At 65.9% G+C, this 18,442-nt stretch carries 16 protein-coding genes; 5 read left to right on the top strand and 11 right to left on the bottom strand.

Annotation, left to right across the window (positions count from 1 at the left end):
- Nucleotides 1–9 precede the first annotated feature (9 nt).
- From topA to AC5RWO_RS14180, 3 genes are all read right to left on the bottom strand, one after another.
- Complete coding sequence (gene topA / locus AC5RWO_RS14170) at nt 10–2,736, bottom strand: type I DNA topoisomerase (RefSeq protein WP_498732059.1); 2,727 nt, start codon at nt 2,734–2,736, stop codon at nt 10–12.
- A gap of 141 nt (nt 2,737–2,877) precedes the next feature.
- On the bottom strand, nt 2,878–3,531 hold the full coding sequence (locus AC5RWO_RS14175) for an ArsR/SmtB family transcription factor (RefSeq protein ID WP_498732061.1): 654 nt from the start codon (nt 3,529–3,531) through the stop codon (nt 2,878–2,880).
- Between the two features lie 74 nt (nt 3,532–3,605).
- Nucleotides 3,606–5,132 carry a DUF7059 domain-containing protein gene (locus AC5RWO_RS14180; protein ID WP_498732328.1) on the bottom strand — a complete coding sequence of 509 codons (1,527 nt, stop codon included), beginning with the start codon at nt 5,130–5,132 and terminating at the stop codon, nt 3,606–3,608.
- 103 nt (nt 5,133–5,235) lie between these two features.
- Here AC5RWO_RS14180 and AC5RWO_RS14185 point away from each other — a divergent pair, with 103 nt between their 5' ends.
- Nucleotides 5,236–5,853, top strand: coding sequence for a GNAT family N-acetyltransferase (locus tag AC5RWO_RS14185; protein ID WP_498732062.1), 618 nt, complete (start codon nt 5,236–5,238; stop codon nt 5,851–5,853).
- A gap of 66 nt (nt 5,854–5,919) precedes the next feature.
- Here AC5RWO_RS14185 and trhO read toward each other — a convergent pair whose 3' ends face one another.
- Nucleotides 5,920–6,813 carry an oxygen-dependent tRNA uridine(34) hydroxylase TrhO gene (trhO, locus tag AC5RWO_RS14190; RefSeq protein WP_498732063.1) on the bottom strand — a complete coding sequence of 298 codons (894 nt, stop codon included), beginning with the start codon at nt 6,811–6,813 and terminating at the stop codon, nt 5,920–5,922.
- Nucleotides 6,814–6,911: 98 nt separating this feature from the next.
- Here trhO and AC5RWO_RS14195 point away from each other — a divergent pair, with 98 nt between their 5' ends.
- Both AC5RWO_RS14195 and AC5RWO_RS14200 read left to right on the top strand, forming a co-directional pair.
- A complete protein-coding gene (locus AC5RWO_RS14195) occupies nt 6,912–7,586 on the top strand; it encodes a GNAT family N-acetyltransferase (protein ID WP_498732065.1) in 675 nt (224 codons plus the stop codon).
- A 103-nt stretch (nt 7,587–7,689) separates the two neighbouring features.
- Complete coding sequence (locus AC5RWO_RS14200) at nt 7,690–10,032, top strand: DEAD/DEAH box helicase (protein ID WP_498732066.1); 2,343 nt, start codon at nt 7,690–7,692, stop codon at nt 10,030–10,032.
- A gap of 4 nt (nt 10,033–10,036) precedes the next feature.
- Here the strand turns inward: AC5RWO_RS14200 and AC5RWO_RS14205 are convergent, their stop codons facing one another.
- The 7 genes from AC5RWO_RS14205 to ssd all read right to left on the bottom strand — a co-directional run bounded on the left by AC5RWO_RS14205 (nt 10,037) and on the right by ssd (nt 15,072).
- Nucleotides 10,037–10,426, bottom strand: coding sequence for an Rv3654c family TadE-like protein (locus AC5RWO_RS14205; RefSeq protein WP_498732067.1), 390 nt, complete (start codon nt 10,424–10,426; stop codon nt 10,037–10,039).
- The gene (locus AC5RWO_RS14210) at nt 10,423–10,815 is read right to left on the bottom strand and encodes a TadE family type IV pilus minor pilin (RefSeq protein WP_498732068.1); all 393 of its coding nucleotides are present in this window, start codon (nt 10,813–10,815) and stop codon (nt 10,423–10,425) included. Before AC5RWO_RS14210 ends, AC5RWO_RS14205 begins: the two co-directional genes overlap by 4 nt.
- A gap of 71 nt (nt 10,816–10,886) precedes the next feature.
- Nucleotides 10,887–11,189 carry a DUF4244 domain-containing protein gene (locus AC5RWO_RS14215; protein ID WP_498732069.1) on the bottom strand — a complete coding sequence of 101 codons (303 nt, stop codon included), beginning with the start codon at nt 11,187–11,189 and terminating at the stop codon, nt 10,887–10,889.
- Between the two features lie 142 nt (nt 11,190–11,331).
- Nucleotides 11,332–11,763 (bottom strand): type II secretion system F family protein, encoded by a 432-nt coding sequence (locus AC5RWO_RS14220; protein ID WP_498732070.1) that lies wholly within the window; start codon nt 11,761–11,763, stop codon nt 11,332–11,334.
- Nucleotides 11,764–11,981: 218 nt separating this feature from the next.
- Entirely contained in the window at nt 11,982–12,767 is a 786-nt protein-coding gene (locus tag AC5RWO_RS14225) for a type II secretion system F family protein (protein ID WP_498732071.1), read from the bottom strand.
- Nucleotides 12,764–13,969: a TadA family conjugal transfer-associated ATPase gene (locus tag AC5RWO_RS14230; RefSeq protein WP_498732329.1), complete on the bottom strand. Its 1,206-nt coding sequence runs from the start codon at nt 13,967–13,969 to the stop codon at nt 12,764–12,766. Before AC5RWO_RS14230 ends, AC5RWO_RS14225 begins: the two co-directional genes overlap by 4 nt.
- 8 nt (nt 13,970–13,977) lie before the next feature.
- On the bottom strand, nt 13,978–15,072 hold the full coding sequence (gene ssd, locus AC5RWO_RS14235) for a septum site-determining protein Ssd (protein WP_498732072.1): 1,095 nt from the start codon (nt 15,070–15,072) through the stop codon (nt 13,978–13,980).
- A gap of 175 nt (nt 15,073–15,247) precedes the next feature.
- Between ssd and AC5RWO_RS14240 the strand changes: the two genes are divergently transcribed.
- Together AC5RWO_RS14240 and AC5RWO_RS14245 are read left to right on the top strand one after the other, a co-directional pair.
- Nucleotides 15,248–16,957, top strand: coding sequence for a bifunctional 3'-5' exonuclease/DNA polymerase (locus AC5RWO_RS14240; protein WP_498732073.1), 1,710 nt, complete (start codon nt 15,248–15,250; stop codon nt 16,955–16,957).
- Nucleotides 16,958–17,074: 117 nt separating this feature from the next.
- Entirely contained in the window at nt 17,075–17,941 is an 867-nt protein-coding gene (locus AC5RWO_RS14245) for a WXG100-like domain-containing protein (RefSeq protein WP_498732074.1), read from the top strand.
- The last annotated feature ends 501 nt before the right edge of the window (nt 17,942–18,442 follow it).

Genomic DNA, 18,442 nt, shown 5'->3' on the forward strand with positions numbered 1-18,442 from the left:
GTTTGTCCCTTACTTCTTGGCTGTGGCCTTGCGCCGGGCGGCTGGCTTTTTGGCCGGACCCTTGGCACGTTTTTCGGCCAGCAGTTCAATGGCCTGTTCGCGGGTCAGCTCCTCGATGCTCATCGAACGGGGCACCGTAATATTGGTCGCGCCGTCGGTAATGTACGGACCGAAACGGCCGTCCTTGACCACGATGTTCTTCTCCGAGACGGGATCCGTGCCGAATTCGGCCAGCGGCGGCGCCGCGGTCCGGCCGCCGCGCTGCTTCGGCTGGGAATAGATCTCCAGCGCCTGCTCCAGCGTGATGGTGAAGATTTCCTCTTCGGAACCGATGGACCGCGAGTCCGTGCCCTTCTTCAGGTACGGGCCGAAACGGCCGTTCTGCACGGTGATCTCGTTGCCTTCGGCATCTGTGCCCAGGACCCTGGGCAGGCTCATCAGCTTCAGGGCGTCTTCCAGCGTCACCGTCTCCACAGTCATGGACTTGAAGAGGGAACCGGTGCGCGGCTTGACCTTGACCGGCTTCTTCGGCGGCTTGGGCTTGCCGTTCTTGTAGTACTCCACGGGCTGGTTCGCCAGATCCTCGGCCGTGAGCTCGGGAATGATCTCGGTGACGTAGGCACCGTAGCGGCCCTCCCTGGCCACAATAGTGCGGCCCGTCTCCGGGTCCTGCCCCAGCTCACGCTCGCCGGGGCCCTGGTTCTCCATCAGTTCCACGGCCTTTTCCGCGGTCAGTTCGTCAGGCGCGAGGTCGTCCGGAACATTCGCGCGCTGCGGGTCGGCCAGTTCGCCGGTTTCCGGATCGAGCACGGCGGCCCGTTCCAGATAGGGGCCGAACTTGCCCACGCGCAGGGTGATGCCCTCGGCGATATCGATCGAGTTGATCTGCCGCGGGTCGATTTCGCCCAGGTCATTGACGATGGTGTTCAGACCCGTTTCCTTGCGGTCCCCGTAGTAGAACCCGTCGAGCCAGTCCACCCGCTTCGCCTCGCCGCGGGCAATGCGGTCCAGGTCCTCTTCGAGCGCGGCCGTGAAGTCATAGTCCACGTAGTCGCGGAAGTGCTCTTCCAGCAGGCGGACCACGGAGAACGCGATCCAGCTGGGCACCAGGGCGGAGCCGCGGGTGCTGACGTAGCCGCGGTCCATGATGGTGGAAATGGTTGCGGCGTAGGTGGACGGCCGGCCGATGCCGCGCTCTTCCAGCGTCTTGATCAGCGAGGCTTCGGTGTAGCGCGGCGGGGCGGAGGTTTCGTGTCCGACGGCGGCAACGTCCTGGGCCTTCAGCGCATCCTTTTCGGCGAGCTGCGGCAGGCGGCCGGTGGCGGCGTCGTCGTCCTCGTCGCGGGCTGCGTCCTTGCCTTCCTCATAGGCGGCCATGAAGCCGGGGAATGTTATGACGGTACCGGATGCGGAGAAGACCGCGTCCCGGCCGTCCGGAGCAACGGCGCCCAGACGAACGGTGGAGGTGGAGCCCTTTGCGTCCGCCATCTGGGAGGCAACGGTGCGCTTCCAGATCAGTTCGTAGAGCTTGTATTCATCGCTGCTGAGCTGGCTGCGGACCTGGCCCGGGGTGCGGAAGGAATCCCCAGCAGGACGGATTGCCTCGTGGGCTTCCTGCGCATTCTTGTCCTTGCCCTTGTAGACGCGGCGGGCATCCGGCACGTACTCCGGGCCGTACAGTTCCGAGGCCTGGCGGCGGGCAGCGTTGACAGCCTGGTCGCTCAGGGCCGGCGAGTCGGTACGCATATAGGTGATGTAGCCGTTTTCGTACAGCCGCTGGGCCACCTGCATGGTGATCCGGGCCGAGAAACGCAGCTTGCGGGCGGATTCCTGCTGCAGCGTCGAGGTGGTGAACGGCGCGGCCGGGCGGCGGGTGTACGGCTTGTTCTCCACCGAACGGACGGCGAACTCCGCGGTGCGCAGGCCGTCGGCGAGAGACGAAGCAGCCGCCTCGTCCAGGTGCACAGCGGACTTGGCGGTCAGCACGCCAGTGTCATTGAAGTCTTTGCCGGTGGCCACGCGGGAGCCGTCAAGCGAAACGAGCTTGGCCTTGAATGCGCCGCCCTTGGCGGTATCCTCGGGCTCGACCGTGGCCAGCAGATCCCAGTAGGAGGCGGAGCGGAAGGCCATGCGCTCGCGTTCGCGCTCGACTACCAGGCGGGTGGCCACGGACTGCACGCGCCCGGCCGAGAGCCCGGCCTTGACCTTGCGCCACAACACCGGGGACAGTTCGTAGCCGAAGAGCCGGTCCACAATGCGGCGCGTTTCCTGCGCGTCCACCAGATCGGTGTCCACATCGCGCATTTCCTGCAGCGCGCGCTGGATGGCTTCGCGGGTAATTTCGGGGAAGGTCAGCCGGTGGACCGGGACCTTGGGCTTTAGCACCTCAAGCAGGTGCCACGCGATGGCCTCGCCCTCGCGGTCACCGTCAGTTGCGAGATAGAGCTCGTCGGCGTCTTTGAGCAGGCTCTTGAGCTCGGCGACTTTCTTCTTCTTGTCCGCAGACACCACGTAGTAGGGCTCGAAGTTCTTCTCAACATCGACGGCGAACTTGCCCACCGAAGTCTTCTTCAGCTCGGCCGGCAGGTCCGACGGCTGCGGCAGGTCCCGGATGTGGCCCATTGAGGCCGTGACCTCAAAACCCTCGCCGAGATACCCGGCAATAGTCTTGCCCTTGGCAGGAGACTCGACAATGACGAGTTTCATACCGGTTTTTTCGCGGGCCTTGGGTGGCACGATTCTCCTACGTCAATTGCTGTGGCGGTGCGGCAGATGCATCCTGTCCCCGAAGTATCCGGGACAGCTGCCAGCTCTAGGTTAGCCCCAAGAATGGCACAACGAAGAAAATCGGTTGCAGGCACGGGGCCAGCGGGCGCTCTACGCGTCGTCGATATCCCCGGGCAGGAACGAGAATACGTAGTACAGCTTTTGGGCGTCTTCGCCCCGGTTTTCGGGATTTGTGGTGGGGCTGAACTCGAGCAGGATCTCGCCGATCCGGCGGCCCAGATCCGCGCGCTGCTCCTCGGTCAGATAAAAACGGCCGGTGCTCAGCGCGGCGAGGTGGCCCTCCTGGCGCCAGGTGTCCGGGTTCGGCGCCTGCTTGTCCCGCTTGACGTACTTGGAGAGGCGCTGGCGCAGGTCATTGAGCTCAACATCGACGACGCCGAGGGTTGCCGCCCGGCTGTCCGCCACCGAGGTGACATCCAATCGTCCCGCGGCTGCCTGCCAGTGCCGCTCGCGGCCGTCGCCCTGGTTGGCGCTGCGCTTGACGAAGCCCCACTTTTCCAAGGCCCGTAAGTGGTAGCTCATGGCACTCGGCGTGAGCCCGTGCCGCTGCGCCAACTCCGTCGCCGTGGCCGGCTGCTGCGTATCGAAGAGTTCCTCGATGACTTTCAGGCGCACCGCATGGGCAAGCGCCCGGATGGCCCTCGCATCTGAAATGTTGACCCGGTCCCCCGAGCCCGCCTGCGCCCCTGCTCCGGAAATTTCGCCGGGCGCTGGGTCGGTAAATGGCGCTGCACCTTTGGTCATGGAAGGTAAGTCTAATGCCCTTCAGAGCGCGGCAGTGAGCCGGTTCACTTGCGAAACGGCAACGATTAAGGCACCTATCCCTCGGCAGGAACGAGGAAGCCGTCCGCCACGAGGTTGCGCACGTCGGAAGTCAGCTGCTCGGCGAATTCCGCGTCCGGCCTCTCCAGCAGGGCTGCGAGCGCAGCCACCAGCTGGCCGACGGTCAGTTCGCCGTCGCTGGCAGAGACGAAGCCCGCCAGCTCGGAACTCATCAGATTGGTGCGGCGGAAGCCGGCTCCCTGGCGCAGCAGGATCACCCCCGGGTGCTCTGCCCCCGGGCGCTGATGGCGTTCCTCCGTGACATCATCGGCCGGCTGCAGTCGCTGGTCCGCGAAGTCCCCCGCGTGCGCCTCGAGCCAATCGTGACGCTGAACGGCGGCGGCCAGGTGCGGACCGATGGGCTGCTCGATCGCGTAGCCGATTTCCTCGAACCGGCGCAGCCGGGCGGCGCTTTCGCTGCGCCGCAGCCAGATCATGCCGAACCCCACGCTCTCCACATCGCGGGAAGCGAAGTCCTCCAGATACGCTGCATAGGAACGCCCGTAGAGACCCGGGTCCCGGTTTTCCGAAGCGTCCCGCAGCCAGGTCTGTGCGTACGACGACGGGGTCAGCTGTTCTCGCTGGATCACCCAGGCCTCGGTTTTCGGATCGAGCCAAACTTCGAGCCGGTCATGCCAGGAACCTGCACCGCTGGGAACCTCCCAGTTTCCCAGCAGCTGCGCCACCCCGCCTGTCTCCAGCGCCGAGGGCAGCCGGCGGACCAGCGTGGAGACAATATCGTCGCCGGGCAGTCCGCCGTCGCGGTAGGTGAATTGCTCCTCGTCGGCCGTCTCCTCGGTCCGCGGTGTGATGACGAACGGCGGATTGCTGACCACCAGCCCGAACTCCTCGCCGGCCACCGGGTCGAGCAAGCTGCCCAGCCGGAGGCTGACCCGCGCGGCCAGGTTCCGCGGATCCAGATCCAGTGCGCCAGCGTTGAGCAGCAGGTTGAACCGGGTGAAGGCCAATGCGCGTTCCGAAATATCCGTGGCCGTGACATGCCGCGCATGGCCCAGCAGGTGGAAGAGCTGGATGCCGCAGCCGGTACCCAGGTCCAATGCGCGTTCCACCGGAGCGCGGACGGTCAGTTGCGCCAGCGTCAGAGAGGCCTGCCCGATCCCGAGCACGTGGTCGCGCCGCAGCACCCCGGGCGCCTGGTGCGCGCCCAGATCACTCGCCACCCATAGCTGCGTTTCGTCGAACGCATGCGGCCGGAGGTCAACGGCGGGACGGAAGCGTCCGCCGTCGTTATTGATCAGCCCCAGCGCCAGCAGCCCTTCCGGCGCGACGGCGGGAAAGGCCGATGCCAGCTGGTCCCGGTCCAGTGTGCCGCCCAGCAGCCACAAACGTACGACGGCGGCCAACGGCTTGGGCCCGGCAGCGGCAAGTTCGCGATCGGTTACCAGCTGGGCCGGAATCAGCTGGTCCCGGTCCAAGGCCTCGTAGGCTTCGGCGCCCAGCAATTGCTGGACCCCGTCCACCGTGTAATCCAGCGCCGTCAGGTCCTTAGCCAGGGCAGCCATCAGCTGCAGGTCCGTACTCTGCGGGGCGTGGGAAATGTTGCCGCTATTGAACTCAGTCACGCCTCAAAGTCTAGGCGCGGGGCAGGAATGGTTAGATGGCCGCATGCTTGTTACCACCACCCATCTGGAACAGACCGTGCCCGAGCAGCTGGTTCCGGGATCGCGCCCGCTGCCGCCGGGTAGCCGGATCGAGCAGGTCCGCCGCATTAGTCCTGACTTCAGCAAGTTCCTCTACCGGTCTGTCGGCAGCGGCTGGAACTGGTCGGCTCGCCTGGCGCTGACGCGCGCCCAGTGGGATGAAGCACTGCGCACTCCGGGTTCCGAGACCTGGGTGCTGTGGGTGGAAGGCTCGCCGGCCGGCTACGTGGAACTGATGGGGCGTCCGGGCGCGGCGGGCACCGAAGTTGAGATCGTGTACTTCGGGCTCTTCCCGGAGTTCATCGGCGAAGGGTTCGGCGGCGCGCTGCTGACGGAAGGGATCCAGCAGGCGTGGCAACTGGATACCCGGTGGGAGCGCTTTGCGCCCGTCAGCAGGGTTTGGGTCCACACCTGTTCGCTGGACGGGCCGTCGGCGCTGGCCAACTATCAGGCGCGCGGCCTGCAGATCTTCAAGACTGAAGAAGAGGTTATGGAGCCGCAGGATGCCTCCGGCGGGCTGTGGCCAGAGGCCGGCCCGATGGAATCCACCGGTTCCGCCCGCGAACTACCCGTGGAGGCCTAGCCAGCGCGCAAACCGGTCCTGTCTGCAGCGCCGGAGCTGGACCCGGCGCTGTACTCGCTTGCCCTCTTAAGCGGCGCAGCCGTCCGGGCAGCGGAGCGTCTCGGGGTTCGACGCGCACTCGGTGCAATACAGGGTGAGGTTGCGGCAGCTCGGATTCGAGCAGTTCTCGAACTTGTTCGTCGCCCCCTGGCAGCGGACACATTCACCGATGGTCTTCGCTTCGGGAGTGAACTCCATATGCATACGCTTGTCGAAGACATAGAGCGAGCCTTCCCACAGCCCGGCGTCCCCGAATGTCTCGCCGTAGCGGACGATGCCGCCCTTCATTTGGTAAACCTCTTGGAAACCGCGGTTGGCCATGAGCGAGGACAGCACTTCGCACCGGATTCCGCCGGTGCAGTACGTCACCACAGGCTTGTCCTTGAGATCGTCGTACTTGCCGGATTCCAGCTCTTTGATGAAGTCGTGGGTGGTGGCCACATCCGGGACTATGGCGTCCTTGAACTTGCCGATCTGCGCCTCGAACGAGTTGCGGCCGTCAAAGAAGACCACATCCTCGCCAGCCTGCTTCTTGGTCTCGACCAGTTCGTGCAGTTCTTCCGGCCTCAGGTGTGTCCCGCCGCCGACCACACCGTTCTCGTCGACCTTGAGCTCTCCTGGTGCGCCGAAGGACACGATTTCGTCACGAACCTTTACGCTGAGCCTCGGGAAGTCCTCGGCACCGCCTTCCGACCATTTAATGTCCATCTTCTTGAACGCCGGATACTCGCGGGTGGCCTTCACATACTGCTTGACCGCACCGATTTCCCCGCCGACGGTGCCGTTGATGCCGTCCGCGGAGATCAGGATCCTGCCCCGCAGCCCCAGTTTTTCGCAGAGGGCACGCTGCCACAGCCGTACCGTTTCAGGGTCCGGCAAGGGGGTGAACGCGTAATAAAGCACAATTCGGTTTACAGCCACGTATTTAAGGGTAAGCGCAGATGGCAAACCGGTTATTGTGACCTTGTTGTCATCTACTTCGGATGCCGCCCACGCTGTTGGTTCGGTACTGTCTACCTATGGGCCTCGATTTCACCGCAGACGTACCTGATAACTTGCTCCCGGCGTGGGTTGCCGGATGGTCAGCCTGCCGCGGCTATTCCCCGGCTCGCGAAGCCGGGCATCCGGCCATCGTGCTCGCCGACAAGACCGGTGACTGGGAGTTCTTTGCCTATGAGCCCGGTGACGAGGAGTTCGCGGATCTCGCCAGGAACACGCTGGAATCGCCCAAGCGCATGCTCACCGTGCTAACCCGTGATCCGCAGCGCTACCACATGCTGGCGCCACAGCACGGGCTGAGGGTCCATCACAGCGACCAGTCAATGATGGTCACCGACATGTCCGAACAGGACGCCGAGGATCCCTGGTACCGGGACACCGATTTCAAGACCGTCATCGATCGGGACGGCAACGTGCACCGCGCCCGCGTCATGTACGGCGAGGAGGAAGCAGCCCATGGCGTGATGGCTGTGGTGGATGGCGTCGCGGTCTTCGACCACATCGAGACCCATAACAACTTCCGCCGCCGCGGCCTCGCCACGCACATCATGCGCGCCCTGGCAGCTTCAGCGTTCGAGCACCTTGTGGAAACAGGCCTGCTGATCGCCTCGCATGACGGCCGCATGCTGTACCAGCATCTGGGCTGGGACACGGTGTGCGACGTTCTGATCCTCAAGCCCTCGGACGCCGCTTAGCCGGACCATGGCAGGCGTGCCCCGCCATCCTTCCTGCTGTCTGCTGCTGCTGCTCGGGTAGGCAGCGGCGCCGTCTGCTTCCGGCAGGTGACACAATGTTCGGGTGGCACTGCATGATTCCCTGATTCCCCTGCTCGGCTCCGGTCCGGATCCCGAACAGCTCATGCACGTCCGCGAACTGCCTGCACGGGATGCCATCCACGAACCCTGGCCCGATTGGGCGCACCCGGATGTCGTCGATGCCTACGCCACCTTGGGCATGCATCAGCCGTGGCGGCACCAGGTCCTCGCCGCCGAATCGGCCCACGCAGGCCGCCACACGATCATCGCCACGGGTACCGCGTCCGGGAAGTCGCTGGCTTACCAGCTCCCGGCTCTGGACTCGATCCACCGAACATCGCTGGAGGACCAGGCCAGGCTGGAACCCACTGGATCCGTCGCGTTGTATCTGGCTCCGACCAAAGCGCTCGCCGCGGACCAGTTGTCCGCCATCAAATCCCTTAAGCTGCCGACGGTGCGGGCCGAAACGTACGACGGCGACACGGACCCCGGTGCCCGCCGCTGGATCCGCGATCACGCCAATTTTGTCCTGGCGAATCCGGACATGCTCCACTTTGGCATTCTGCCGAACCACACCTGGTGGGCCCGGTTTTTCCGCCGGCTCAAGTACGTCATCATCGATGAAGCCCACAGTTACCGGGGCGTTTTCGGTTCCCATGTCGCCAACTTGATGCGCCGGTTGCGTCGGATCTGCGCCAGCTATGGCGCGGACCCTGTCTTCATCGGTGCCTCCGCGACGTCGTCTGATCCGGCCTCTTCCTTTGGCTGGCTGATTGGTGTTGAAGCCAACGCTGTGACGACGGATTGTTCGCCCCACGGCGCCACCACCGTAGCGTTCTGGGAGCCCCAACTGACGGAGCTCAAGGGCGAAAACGGCGCCCGAGAACGTCGGACCGTAGTAGCCGAAACCGCCGATCTGCTGGCCAACCTTGTCTCCGCACGCGTCCGGACCATCGCCTTCATCAAGTCACGCCGCGGGGCGGAAACCATCTCCAGCATTACCAAAAGGCTCTTGGAAGAGGTCCATCCGTCGCTGCCCGGACGGATCGCTGCCTACCGCTCGGGCTATCTGCCCGAGGAACGCAGGGAACTTGAAAACAAGCTCCGGTCCGGCCAGTTGCTTGGCGTTTCGAGTACTTCCGCGCTGGAACTAGGTATCGATATTTCCGGACTGGATGCGGTACTGGTCGCAGGCTGGCCTGGCACCCGGGCCTCGCTGTTCCAACAGATCGGACGGGCAGGCAGGGCCGGGCAGGATGCAGTGGCAGCGTTCGTGGCCAGTGACGATCCACTCGACACTTACCTCGTGCACCATCCCGAAGCGGTTTTCGACGTCTCCGTCGAAGCCACTGTGTTCGACCCGTCAAACCCCTATGTCCTCGGTCCGCATCTCTGTTCGGCGGCCCAGGAGCTGCCGTTGACTCCGGCAGAGCTGGGGCTCTTCGGTCCCACAGCCGAATCCCTGTTGGATAGCCTCACGGCGGACGGTTATCTACGGCGTCGTCCTGCAGGCTGGTATTGGACACACGCCGAAAGCGCAGCGTCCCTGGTTAACCTCCGGGGCGACGGCGGTGGTCCCATCAACATTGTCGAATCGGAATCGGGCATGCTGCTGGGCACCATGGACTCACCGCAGTCCCATTACCAGGCTCACACCGGAGCCATTTACGTCCACCAAGGCACCACCTACATCGTGGACGAGCTCAATGAGCAGGACCATTGCGCCATGGTCACCCGGTCCAATCCCGACTACTACACGCAGGCCCGGGACATCACCCAGATCGAGGTTCTGGAAGAACTGCGCGGTGCAGACTGGGGCAGGGTCCGTGCTTCCTTCGGTGAAGTCAAAGTCACGACGAAGGTGATCTCCTTCCAGCGCAAGGCCTTCATCTCCAACGAGATCCTGGGTGAAGAACCACTCGAATTGGGTGCGCGGGAACTGTTTACCAAGGCAGTCTGGTTCACCATCGACGAGGCCGATCTTGCGGCGGCCGGTCTGGTTACGGCTAGGATTCCCGGAGCGCTGCATGCCGCCGAACATGCCGGGATCGGGCTGTTGCCGCTGGTGGCGTCGAGCGACCGGTGGGACATCGGCGGAGTCTCCACGGCCCTGCATGCCGACACCGGGAAACCGACCATCTTCGTCTACGACGGCCATCCGGGCGGAGCCGGTTTCGCTGAGCGGGGTTACGATGCTGCCCGGACCTGGCTGACCGCCACCCGAGACGCCATCCGGGCCTGCGAATGCGAGTCCGGCTGCCCGTCCTGTGTGCAGTCACCCAAGTGCGGCAACAAGAACAACCCCTTGGACAAGTCCGGCGCCGTAATGCTGATCGACGCGCTGCTCGCCGCGGCCGATATGCCCGCGGCGGAAGCAGCGCGCTGACCGATCAGGGCGGCGGACCAGCCCTGGCCCGTCCCTCAGCCTCCTTCCACGGCGCATGCACCATACCGAACAGCTGCGGTAACGGGACGGCTACGTCGATGTCGACTACGGCTCCCGCCGCTCCGTCCCGGCGGCAACTCTCCAGCTCGGCTCCATGCTCGCGGGCAACTTCACCGGCCAAGCCGCACGGGTCCCCGGCCAGCAGCCCACGGGCGGCGTCGGCGGATGCCAGGGCTGCGAGGTCCGCAGCCTTGGACGCGCGCGCGACAGCGGTACTGGCTTGCATTCCCGCCGCCAGGGCCGCCGCCAGAAAGCACATCAACAGGGCCGCTGCCGCCGCCATCACGGTGCCGGAGCCGCGTTCGCGCAGCGGGGCGACGGCGTCTCGTGTCATTTCCCCGCTCCCGAGATCGTCGCCGATGAAACCGCGTGCTGCTCGGCCGGTGCAGTCGCTTCGGCCGCCAAGGTCCAGCCGCCGACGCCGGCCCAGGGAACCGGTACCGCCGCAGTAGTTCTCACGGTGATCCAGCCTCCGGCGTTTCCGCTCGCCAACGTGGCCCCGCTGCCCGCAATCCTGCGGACGGCGGAGGCCGCCACTGCTGTCGTTTCGCCCCGGGCTAACTGCCGGGCGGCTGTCTGTGCTGCCTTCTCCAACTGCAATTGTGTTGACCCGGCGGCGGCCCCGGCCAGCAGCATGGCCAGCACCGCCACGATTGCCGGCATCACGATGGCTGTCTCGGCGGTGACCGACCCGCGGTCACCGTTCTGCCGGCGGGATGCCATGGCCTTTCCTGCTGCCGCGCCGGGCGTACGTTTTGCGCGGCAGCAGGAATCGTGTCGCTTGAGCACAGGTCTCACACCGCGGTCAGTGCCATTTCCACGAGGCCCGTCAAGAGCCCCCGCACCTCCCCGCTGCGCAGGATGAGCACCAGCAGCCCGGCAAAGCCCACGGCGGCAAGTGTGGCGATGGCGTATTCGGCGGTCGCCATTCCCGCTTCCGAACCAGTCAGCCCGCGCCAGCCGCGGCGGGTGGTTTCGTCCGCATGCGGGAGCGGAAGCCGGATGACCTCGGCGAGCTCCTCCGATCCAGCAGAAGCTTCTGCCGCGGCGGCGCCGTCGAAAGAACGGGAGAACTGGGTTGATCGTGACAAGGACATTTCTACCTCCTGATTGAGCCGCAGTGTTGCGGTACATATGAGCCTGCCGCCGCGCAAACCGGCGTAACACCGATGTTTTCCCTCAAGTGCACAAGCCCACCTGCAGGAAGGTGTGTGGAGGATAACTGGCTCCGGAGCCGATTCACAGGTCGGGGAGCAACGAGATCAGCACCGGCACGATACCCAGGCTGATGAAGGACGGCAGCGCACACAAGCCCAACGGCAGGACCAGCCGCGTCCCCAAGGTTGCCGCACGCCGCTCGGCTTCCTGCCTGCGGCGGCGGCGCAACTGGTCCGCTTGGGCATACAGGATCGCCGCGGAGGGCGCGCCGGTGGCTGCTCCGAACCGCAGCGCCTCCTGTATCTCGTCCATGCGCGTGTCCCTACCGACGAGCCCCCAGGCCGTGTGCCACTCTGTTCCGAGCTGCAGGGCCGAAGCGACTTTATCCAGCCGTTCCCTGCTGTCAGGTTCGGCGACCTGGGCAAGCGTCGCCACCGCGGCAGGCAACGACGTACCGGATTGGATCATGGCCCCAAGCAGGTCCAGCATCAGCGCCGTGTCGGGTGCGCTCACCCCAACGTTGCCACCGGCGGCACCTGTGTGGGTGGCTCCGGCATCGGACGACTGCCGCTTTACAGCACGGAACCAGTGTGAGGTGCCGGCCCGGCCACGATCCCACCTGCGTTTCCCCAGACATGGCCAAGGACCTACGAGCAGCCACAGGGCTCCAAAGATGAGCAGCGGGATAATCAATCCAGCCATGTCGGTCCTCTCCCTCGGCGCATGAGGATTTATCCGTCTGCAGCGCGGCTGACCAGATGCTGGGACCAGAGCCGGCCCGCTGCCAGCAGCCCCAACCCCACTGCGAGGATGGCCCAGCCCGCCGGGGTTCCCAGAAGGATGCCAAGAGGATCGGCACCCATGGCAATGCCGAGGCCAAGGCCGAAGATCGGAAGCCATGTCAGCAGCGTGGTCGTGGCACGTGGGCCGGCCAATGCGGTACGCCGGGCGGCTGCCCCGTCCAGGGTGTGCTGCAAATGACCGGCGTAATTCTCCAGCAGGACTGCCAGCGGGGCTCCGGTCTGTTCGGCAGCGTCCCAACAGGCAGCCAGGTCCTGCCACATGCGCCTGGCCATTGCAGCAGCCGGCAACCGTGTCCCGGCGCCGGGTACGTTGGCCTGGCGCAGGGCGAAGCCGACGCTTAATCCAAGCTCGGCCGCTTGTCCGGCCGACCGCATACCAGGCAGAAGCAGCGCGGGCAGGCCCTCCCCAGAACGGTCCGGTCGCTCTGCCCCGGTTGAAGTCCGGCCTGCTTCCGCTTGGAATTCGTCAGGTCCGTAAACCCGGAGAATGTCTGCCCACATCTGGGCCGGGGTACGTCCCGAGCGCAGCAAGGAAGCCATCTGCCGCACGAACATGGGCAGTTCATCGGCGCTGTCCCGGCCACTTTTGCCTGTACCTTGGCGGGGTCGTGGCAGGCGTAGCAACCCGGGACTTATCGGAGCCAACCGGCGCTTCCCGCAGCCCAGGACCACGATGGCTGCCAGGCACAGCAGCATCACCAGCAGCGCCGTCATGATCCGGCTGTTCCCGCCTGGCCTGTTCGCGGTCCGAACAGCCTGGGCTCCAGTTCCCGCCAGCCTGGTCCGAATTCCATAGTGGTGCCGCGGGCCGCCAGTGCCGGCACCGTTTCGAGATTTCCCGCCGGCGTGGCCCGCAGCAGCGCCAGCTCCCTGATCTGCCTGCCGGCAGCTGTGCGGTCCAGATGAATGATCACGTCCAGTGCCGTACTGGCCTGCAGGGCCAGCGCCTGGGGTTCCAAACCGGCGAGCGCTCCCATGGCCGCCAGCCTGGCCGGTACACCAGCGGCTGAATTGGCGTGCACAGTGCCGCCCGCCCCGGCATGACCGGTGTTCATGGCAGCGAGGAACTCGCGCACCTCCGCGCCCCGGCACTCCCCCACAATCAGACGGTCCGGGCGCATCCGCAGGGCTTGGCGGACCAGCTCGCCGAGATCGACACTGCCGCTGCCTTCCAGATTGCTGTGCCGGCTTTGCAGACCGACAACGTGCGGATGGTCAGGATTGAGCTCGGCTGCGTCCTCGACCAATACCAGCCGTTCAAAGGACGCGGAGAGCCCGAGCAGCGCGGACAGCATCGTGGTCTTGCCCGAACCGGTGGCACCGCTGATCAGGAAGTTCAGCCGCCCGGCCACCACTGCTTCGAGGTACGGCAGCCAACCGGATGAAGACCCGACCAGTTCGGCGAGGGTAAACACGCGGGGCCTGCGGATGCGGATTGACAGCAGCGTTCCCTGGGTCGAAACCGGCGGCAGCACCGCATGGACCCGGTACCCGTCGAGGCGCACATCCACGCACGGGTTGCCGTCGTCGAGCCGGCGGCCACCGGCGGTCACCAGCCGGGTAGCCAAGGCGCGCACCTCTGCATCGTTACCGAAGGTGACTTGGCTTCGCTCCAGGCCCCGTTCCCCGTCGGTCCACACCTCCGAGGGCCCGTTGACCAGAATATCCGTGACTGTCCCTTCCAGGGCCAGCCGCTGCAGCGGTCCGAGACCCCGCAGGTCAGCCGTCAGGTTCTCCACGGCCTCCAGCACACCGTCGGTGCCCAGAAGCTGGCCGCTCGACTGTACCGCCGCCGCCACGCGGGCTCCCGTGACTGGCGACGGATCGGACAACACGGCGTCCCGGAAGGGAGCCAGGTTGACCGGGGACCCTACAGGCCCGGTTGCGGCACGGCGGCCGCGGGAGCCAGCTGATATGACCATGGTCACCGCTCCTTGCTCGGAAGATGCATGATCTGTTGCGCCAGCCGTCTGACCGGCCGCCGGATCCTGCGGCTCTGGCCTCTTTCCAACAGCCTTCCGGTTTCCTGCACCAGCCCCATCCCGCGAAGCCGGGGAACATACCCCGCGAGTTCAAGCCCGGCCGAAGCCGCCGCCAACACTTCGTCCAGCCCGGCCGGCAACGGCCCGCGGACCACCGCACTGACTGTCAGCGGATGCAGGATTTCCGCCGCTGCCCGGGCTGCGAGAACACCACGGGTGCCTGAAGGCATCAACAGCAGGGCCTGATCAGCGGTATCCAGCCAGCGGTCAAGCCCCTGCTGGACCCGTCCGGCGTCAATGACCACCAGCGAAAATCCTTCCGACGCCGCAGCCATAACTCCGCCAATGGCGTGTGCCGGCACGTCCAATGCCGACGAGGAGGTTTCGCCGCCTCCCCAGGACAGCACTGAGAATCCGTTCGTGACCGGCAACGAGGCCCGCAGCTGGGCCGGGTTGACGGCACCCTTCACCCCGGCGAGATCCGGCCAGCGCAACCCGGTCAGCGGTTCGGGTGCGAGCCCGAGGTCAAGCCCGCCACCGAGCTGGTCAGTGTCCACCAACAGGGTCGACACTCCCTGTGCCGCCGCTTCCGCGGCGAGCCAGCACGCCAGCGTGGAACAGCCAATGCCGCCGGTGGCGCCCAGCACGGCCACCACGGTCCCCGCGCCGTCCCGCTGCCTGTTCCTGCTCAAGTACTCTGCTAACCATGCGGCCGCTTCCGGCAGCACGGCCACCCGGTGGGCGGCAACCATCGCGGCCTGTTCCCAGAGCAGCACGGATTCCTCTGGGAAACCGGCCACAATGACATCCGCTCCCAGCCTAGGCAGCCGGGAGGCTGCATCGCTGCCCAGTACCAGGACGCTCCCGTCCGGAACCCGGCCCAGATCCTGCACGGCCACAATCCGCAGGCCCACTCCGGCTGCGGCGGCGATCCTCGCGACTTCATCACGCAGTCTGGCGGCCTCGGTGACCAGCAGCACCTCGGGCATGCCGTGCTCCGGTGTCCACGGCTGGACTGTTGAAATCTGCTCCTGCATGTTCCGAGACTGGCTGCCCCTGCCTGCCGCCGACACCTGCCCGCGCCGGATTGTGCAAACGGTGAGGGCCTTCCGGGCCTGTGGAGGAGAACTGCGGACAGCTCCCATCCGCTGTCCTCCGGCATCTCACGGCCAACCGGCAGAGCAAACTGGCGAAACAGGAGAAACTGGAGACATGTACATGGTCCTTGCCCCTGCTGCGTCCGGCACTGGCGCTGCTTCGCCGGACGAGCAGGCCTTCTGTCTCCAACCCGCGGACGCAACGGGCGCACCCAGCGGGCCAGCCGCCGTCGTAAGCTTTGCGGACCTTCCCGGCGCCGTCCACCGTGCCGAGCAAGGACGTGTCCGTTGGGTCTGGGACACGACGCGGAGCAGTTACCTGCCGATGTTCAAGGCGGGAGTGAGCGTGGAGCGTTGCCACGATCTGACTCTCACCCGCAACATCCTGTCGCTGTCCGAGTTCGTGCCCGGAAACGATTATGTCCGGTCCTTGCGGCAGGCCGCTGTGACGGATGAAGAACGTGATGGCTTGCCCCGGCAGGTCCTGCCCGTTCCTGATTCGCCGGACCAGTTCGCGCTCTTCGATTCGCCGCAGCCCCGCGGTAGAAGCGTGCACGAACTGGTCCGGGAGCTGCAGGACCAGCTGTCCGCTGTCGCCGGATCATCCCGGCGCGGACGGCTCCAGCTGCTGGTGGCCGCCGAATCCGCCGGCGCGCTCATCGCCGTCGAGATGGAATACGCCGGCGTGCCTTGGCGCGAAGACATCCACGAGCAGATTCTGGCAGGATTCCTCGGTCCGCGGCCGCGCACCGGCGAGCGCCCCATTGAGCTGGAGAGGCTCGCCGCCCGGCTGCGCGATCTGCTGGATAACCCGCGCTTTAACCCGGATTCCGCCCAGGAGCTGCTGCGCGCCTTGCACCGCGCCGGGATCGAGGTCAAGAGCACCAGATCGTGGGAACTGCAGGAACACAACCATCCGGCCATTGCCCCGCTGCTCGAATACAAAAAGCTCTCGCGGCTGCATTCGGCCAATGGCTGGACCTGGCTGGATACCTGGGTGCGGAACGGCCGGTTCCGGCCCGAGTACATTGTGGGCGGGGTGGTGACTGGCCGCTGGGCTTCACGCGGCGGCGGCGCGCTGCAGATTCCGCAGCAGATCCGCGACGCCGCCCGTCCGGATCCCGGCCACAAACTGGTGGTGGCCGATGCCGCCCAACTCGAGCCGCGGGTGCTGGCCGCGTTGGCCCAGGACTCCGCGCTCGCGGCGGCAGCCCGGGGCAAGGACCTGTACCAGGGCATCGCCGACGTCGGATTCGGCGGCGATCGGGCCAAGGCGAAAGTTGCCATGCTGGGCGCCATGTACGGCGCTACTACCGGCGAGTCCGGCCGGCTGGTGCCGCAGCTGACCCGGACCTACCCGCGGGCCATCGGCATCCTCGAACGTGCCGCGCGGACGGGCGAAGCCGGCGGCATCGTCAGCAGTTATTTGGGCCGGAGCTGCGCCGCTCCCTCGGAACGCTGGGCGCAGGCGCAGCTGACCACCACAGCGGAGGAGCAGCGCCGTGCGGACAGCATCGCCCGCACCCGGGGACGTTTCACACGTAATTTCATTGTCCAGTCCACGGCAGCGGAATGGGCCTTGTGCTGGCTCGCAGAATTACGACGGCGGCTGCGCGCCGCTGCGGCTGAGGGCACCTACGTGGGGGAACTGGTGTTCTTCCTGCATGACGAAGTGATGCTGCACGCGAAGGCGGACCAGATCCAACTGGTATGCCGGATTGTTGAAGAGTCGGCGGCGGAGGCTACGCGGCTGATGTTCGGTCCGATTCCGATCGAGTTCGCTGTCAGCATCGCGGTGGTGAATTCCTACGCCGACGCGAAATAGCGGTTATCCACAAGTAGCAGAAGTGCCATGGTACTGGCATCAGCAGTCCCCCTAGGCTCGAACCGACGTTGTTCGGCCGGCCCAGTCCGGCAGCTGACAGGGGTGCTGGTGGCAGTCTTGACCATCGATACAGAGGCAATGCTCGTCTCGGCTGCTGCGGCGGAGGGTTCCGCGGACAGAGCCGCGGACTTGCGCATCGACGCCGTCGGGCGGACTGCCGTGGCAGCGGGAATGTCCGGCTGGGAGACGGAGGCGATGGAATGGGGCCAGGCCTACGACGACGCGGCCATCCAGATCCTCACCTCACTTGAGCGGCTCGGCTCAGACTACGCGTCCGCGAACTTCCATACCCGGGCCGCGGCCGAGCTCTACCGCTTTACGGAGCAACTGGCCAGCGGGAAAGACGGTCCCTACGCGGCGCCGCAGGAGCCGGCTGCGCCCGGGCTGTGCCGGCAACTGCCGGTCTCCGCAGTTGGCGGCAGAATCCCGGTCCTGCCCGAGTTCGGACAGTTCATCGCCGATGCCGCCGGTGAAAGGTGGCCTTCGGGCGATGCCGAGGCCATGCGCGCCGCCGCTGACGCCTGGCGAATGGTTGGCGCAGATCTCCGGGCGCTTGGCAGCGAAGCCCTGCGCACCACCACAGCCCCGTTGGCCGGACAGCGGGGAGCGGACATCGCCCTGCTCGAGTCGCATCAGGAGGAGCTGTACCGCAGTGCCGCGGCCGTCGCCGAAGCATGTGATGCCTTGGGGAGTGACTGCGACGAGCTGGCCAGCGCGGCAGAGGAAGCACATGCCACGCTGATCCAGGAAGCCCGGGACTTCGCCCTGCAAATCGATCGGCATGGGAGCAGTCACGGCCTGGCTGACCGCCGGCGGCGGCCTCATCATTACCACCGGACTCGCCGCCTCCAGGGTTGGCCAGGCCGTGTTGACCTTCCTCGAAGCCACCGGCAGGCTCCGTATCCAGGTGAAACCGCTGATTGACAGAACCCTGGAGATAGCCCGGAAGCTGGTCGGCGTAGGAAGGCCGACTGAACTTTCACGGCGCTCGCAACCTGGCCCGCTGGGCATGCAGGCAGCGGCCATGGGCACCTTTGCCCGATCGGCGCTCCAGTCCGCCCCGGTAGCTGCTGCCCGCGGCTTTGCTGCCAAGCATGCAAGCTTTGCCGGCAAGCACGGTGAGAGGCTGCTCAGTGTTGCCGCCAGCGGGCCGGAAGCGCTGCTGACCGGGGCACTAACGGGAGCTGTGCGAAAAGAGGCCCAAGGCGCTGCGGGGATCGTGGCGAATCAAGTACGCCCGGTTGCCGGACGCGCCGGCATCCGTATGCTCAATCCCGACGTCGTCTCACCGGCAGTCCTCGGAGCCTACTCCGCGTTCGGCTGGTACTCCCGTGTGAACAACACGATGAAGGTCTGGGAGAAAGAGGGCTGGCTGGGTTCCTCCCGCTACCACTCCGGCCCGCCACGGGTGGAGCCGGTCAACGT

The organism is Arthrobacter sp. B055-34 (genome assembly GCF_059090425.1).

What these genes read in the sequence shown, in the direction of transcription:
- AC5RWO_RS14205 (WP_498732067.1), bottom strand. Translation starts at nt 10,426, where the DNA reads ATGACACGAGACGCCGTCGCCCCGCTGCGCGAACGCGGCTCCGGCACC.
- AC5RWO_RS14225 (WP_498732071.1), bottom strand. Translation starts at nt 12,767, where the DNA reads ATGACGGCGCTGCTGGTGATGCTGCTGTGCCTGGCAGCCATCGTGGTC.
- AC5RWO_RS14240 (WP_498732073.1), top strand. Translation starts at nt 15,248, where the DNA reads ATGTACATGGTCCTTGCCCCTGCTGCGTCCGGCACTGGCGCTGCTTCG.
- AC5RWO_RS14210 (WP_498732068.1), bottom strand. Translation starts at nt 10,815, where the DNA reads ATGGCATCCCGCCGGCAGAACGGTGACCGCGGGTCGGTCACCGCCGAG.
- AC5RWO_RS14215 (WP_498732069.1), bottom strand. Translation starts at nt 11,189, where the DNA reads ATGTCCTTGTCACGATCAACCCAGTTCTCCCGTTCTTTCGACGGCGCC.
- AC5RWO_RS14195 (WP_498732065.1), top strand. Translation starts at nt 6,912, where the DNA reads ATGGGCCTCGATTTCACCGCAGACGTACCTGATAACTTGCTCCCGGCG.
- AC5RWO_RS14185 (WP_498732062.1), top strand. Translation starts at nt 5,236, where the DNA reads ATGCTTGTTACCACCACCCATCTGGAACAGACCGTGCCCGAGCAGCTG.
- AC5RWO_RS14175 (WP_498732061.1), bottom strand. Translation starts at nt 3,531, where the DNA reads ATGACCAAAGGTGCAGCGCCATTTACCGACCCAGCGCCCGGCGAAATT.
- AC5RWO_RS14180 (WP_498732328.1), bottom strand. Translation starts at nt 5,132, where the DNA reads ATGGCTGCCCTGGCTAAGGACCTGACGGCGCTGGATTACACGGTGGAC.
- ssd (WP_498732072.1), bottom strand. Translation starts at nt 15,072, where the DNA reads ATGCAGGAGCAGATTTCAACAGTCCAGCCGTGGACACCGGAGCACGGC.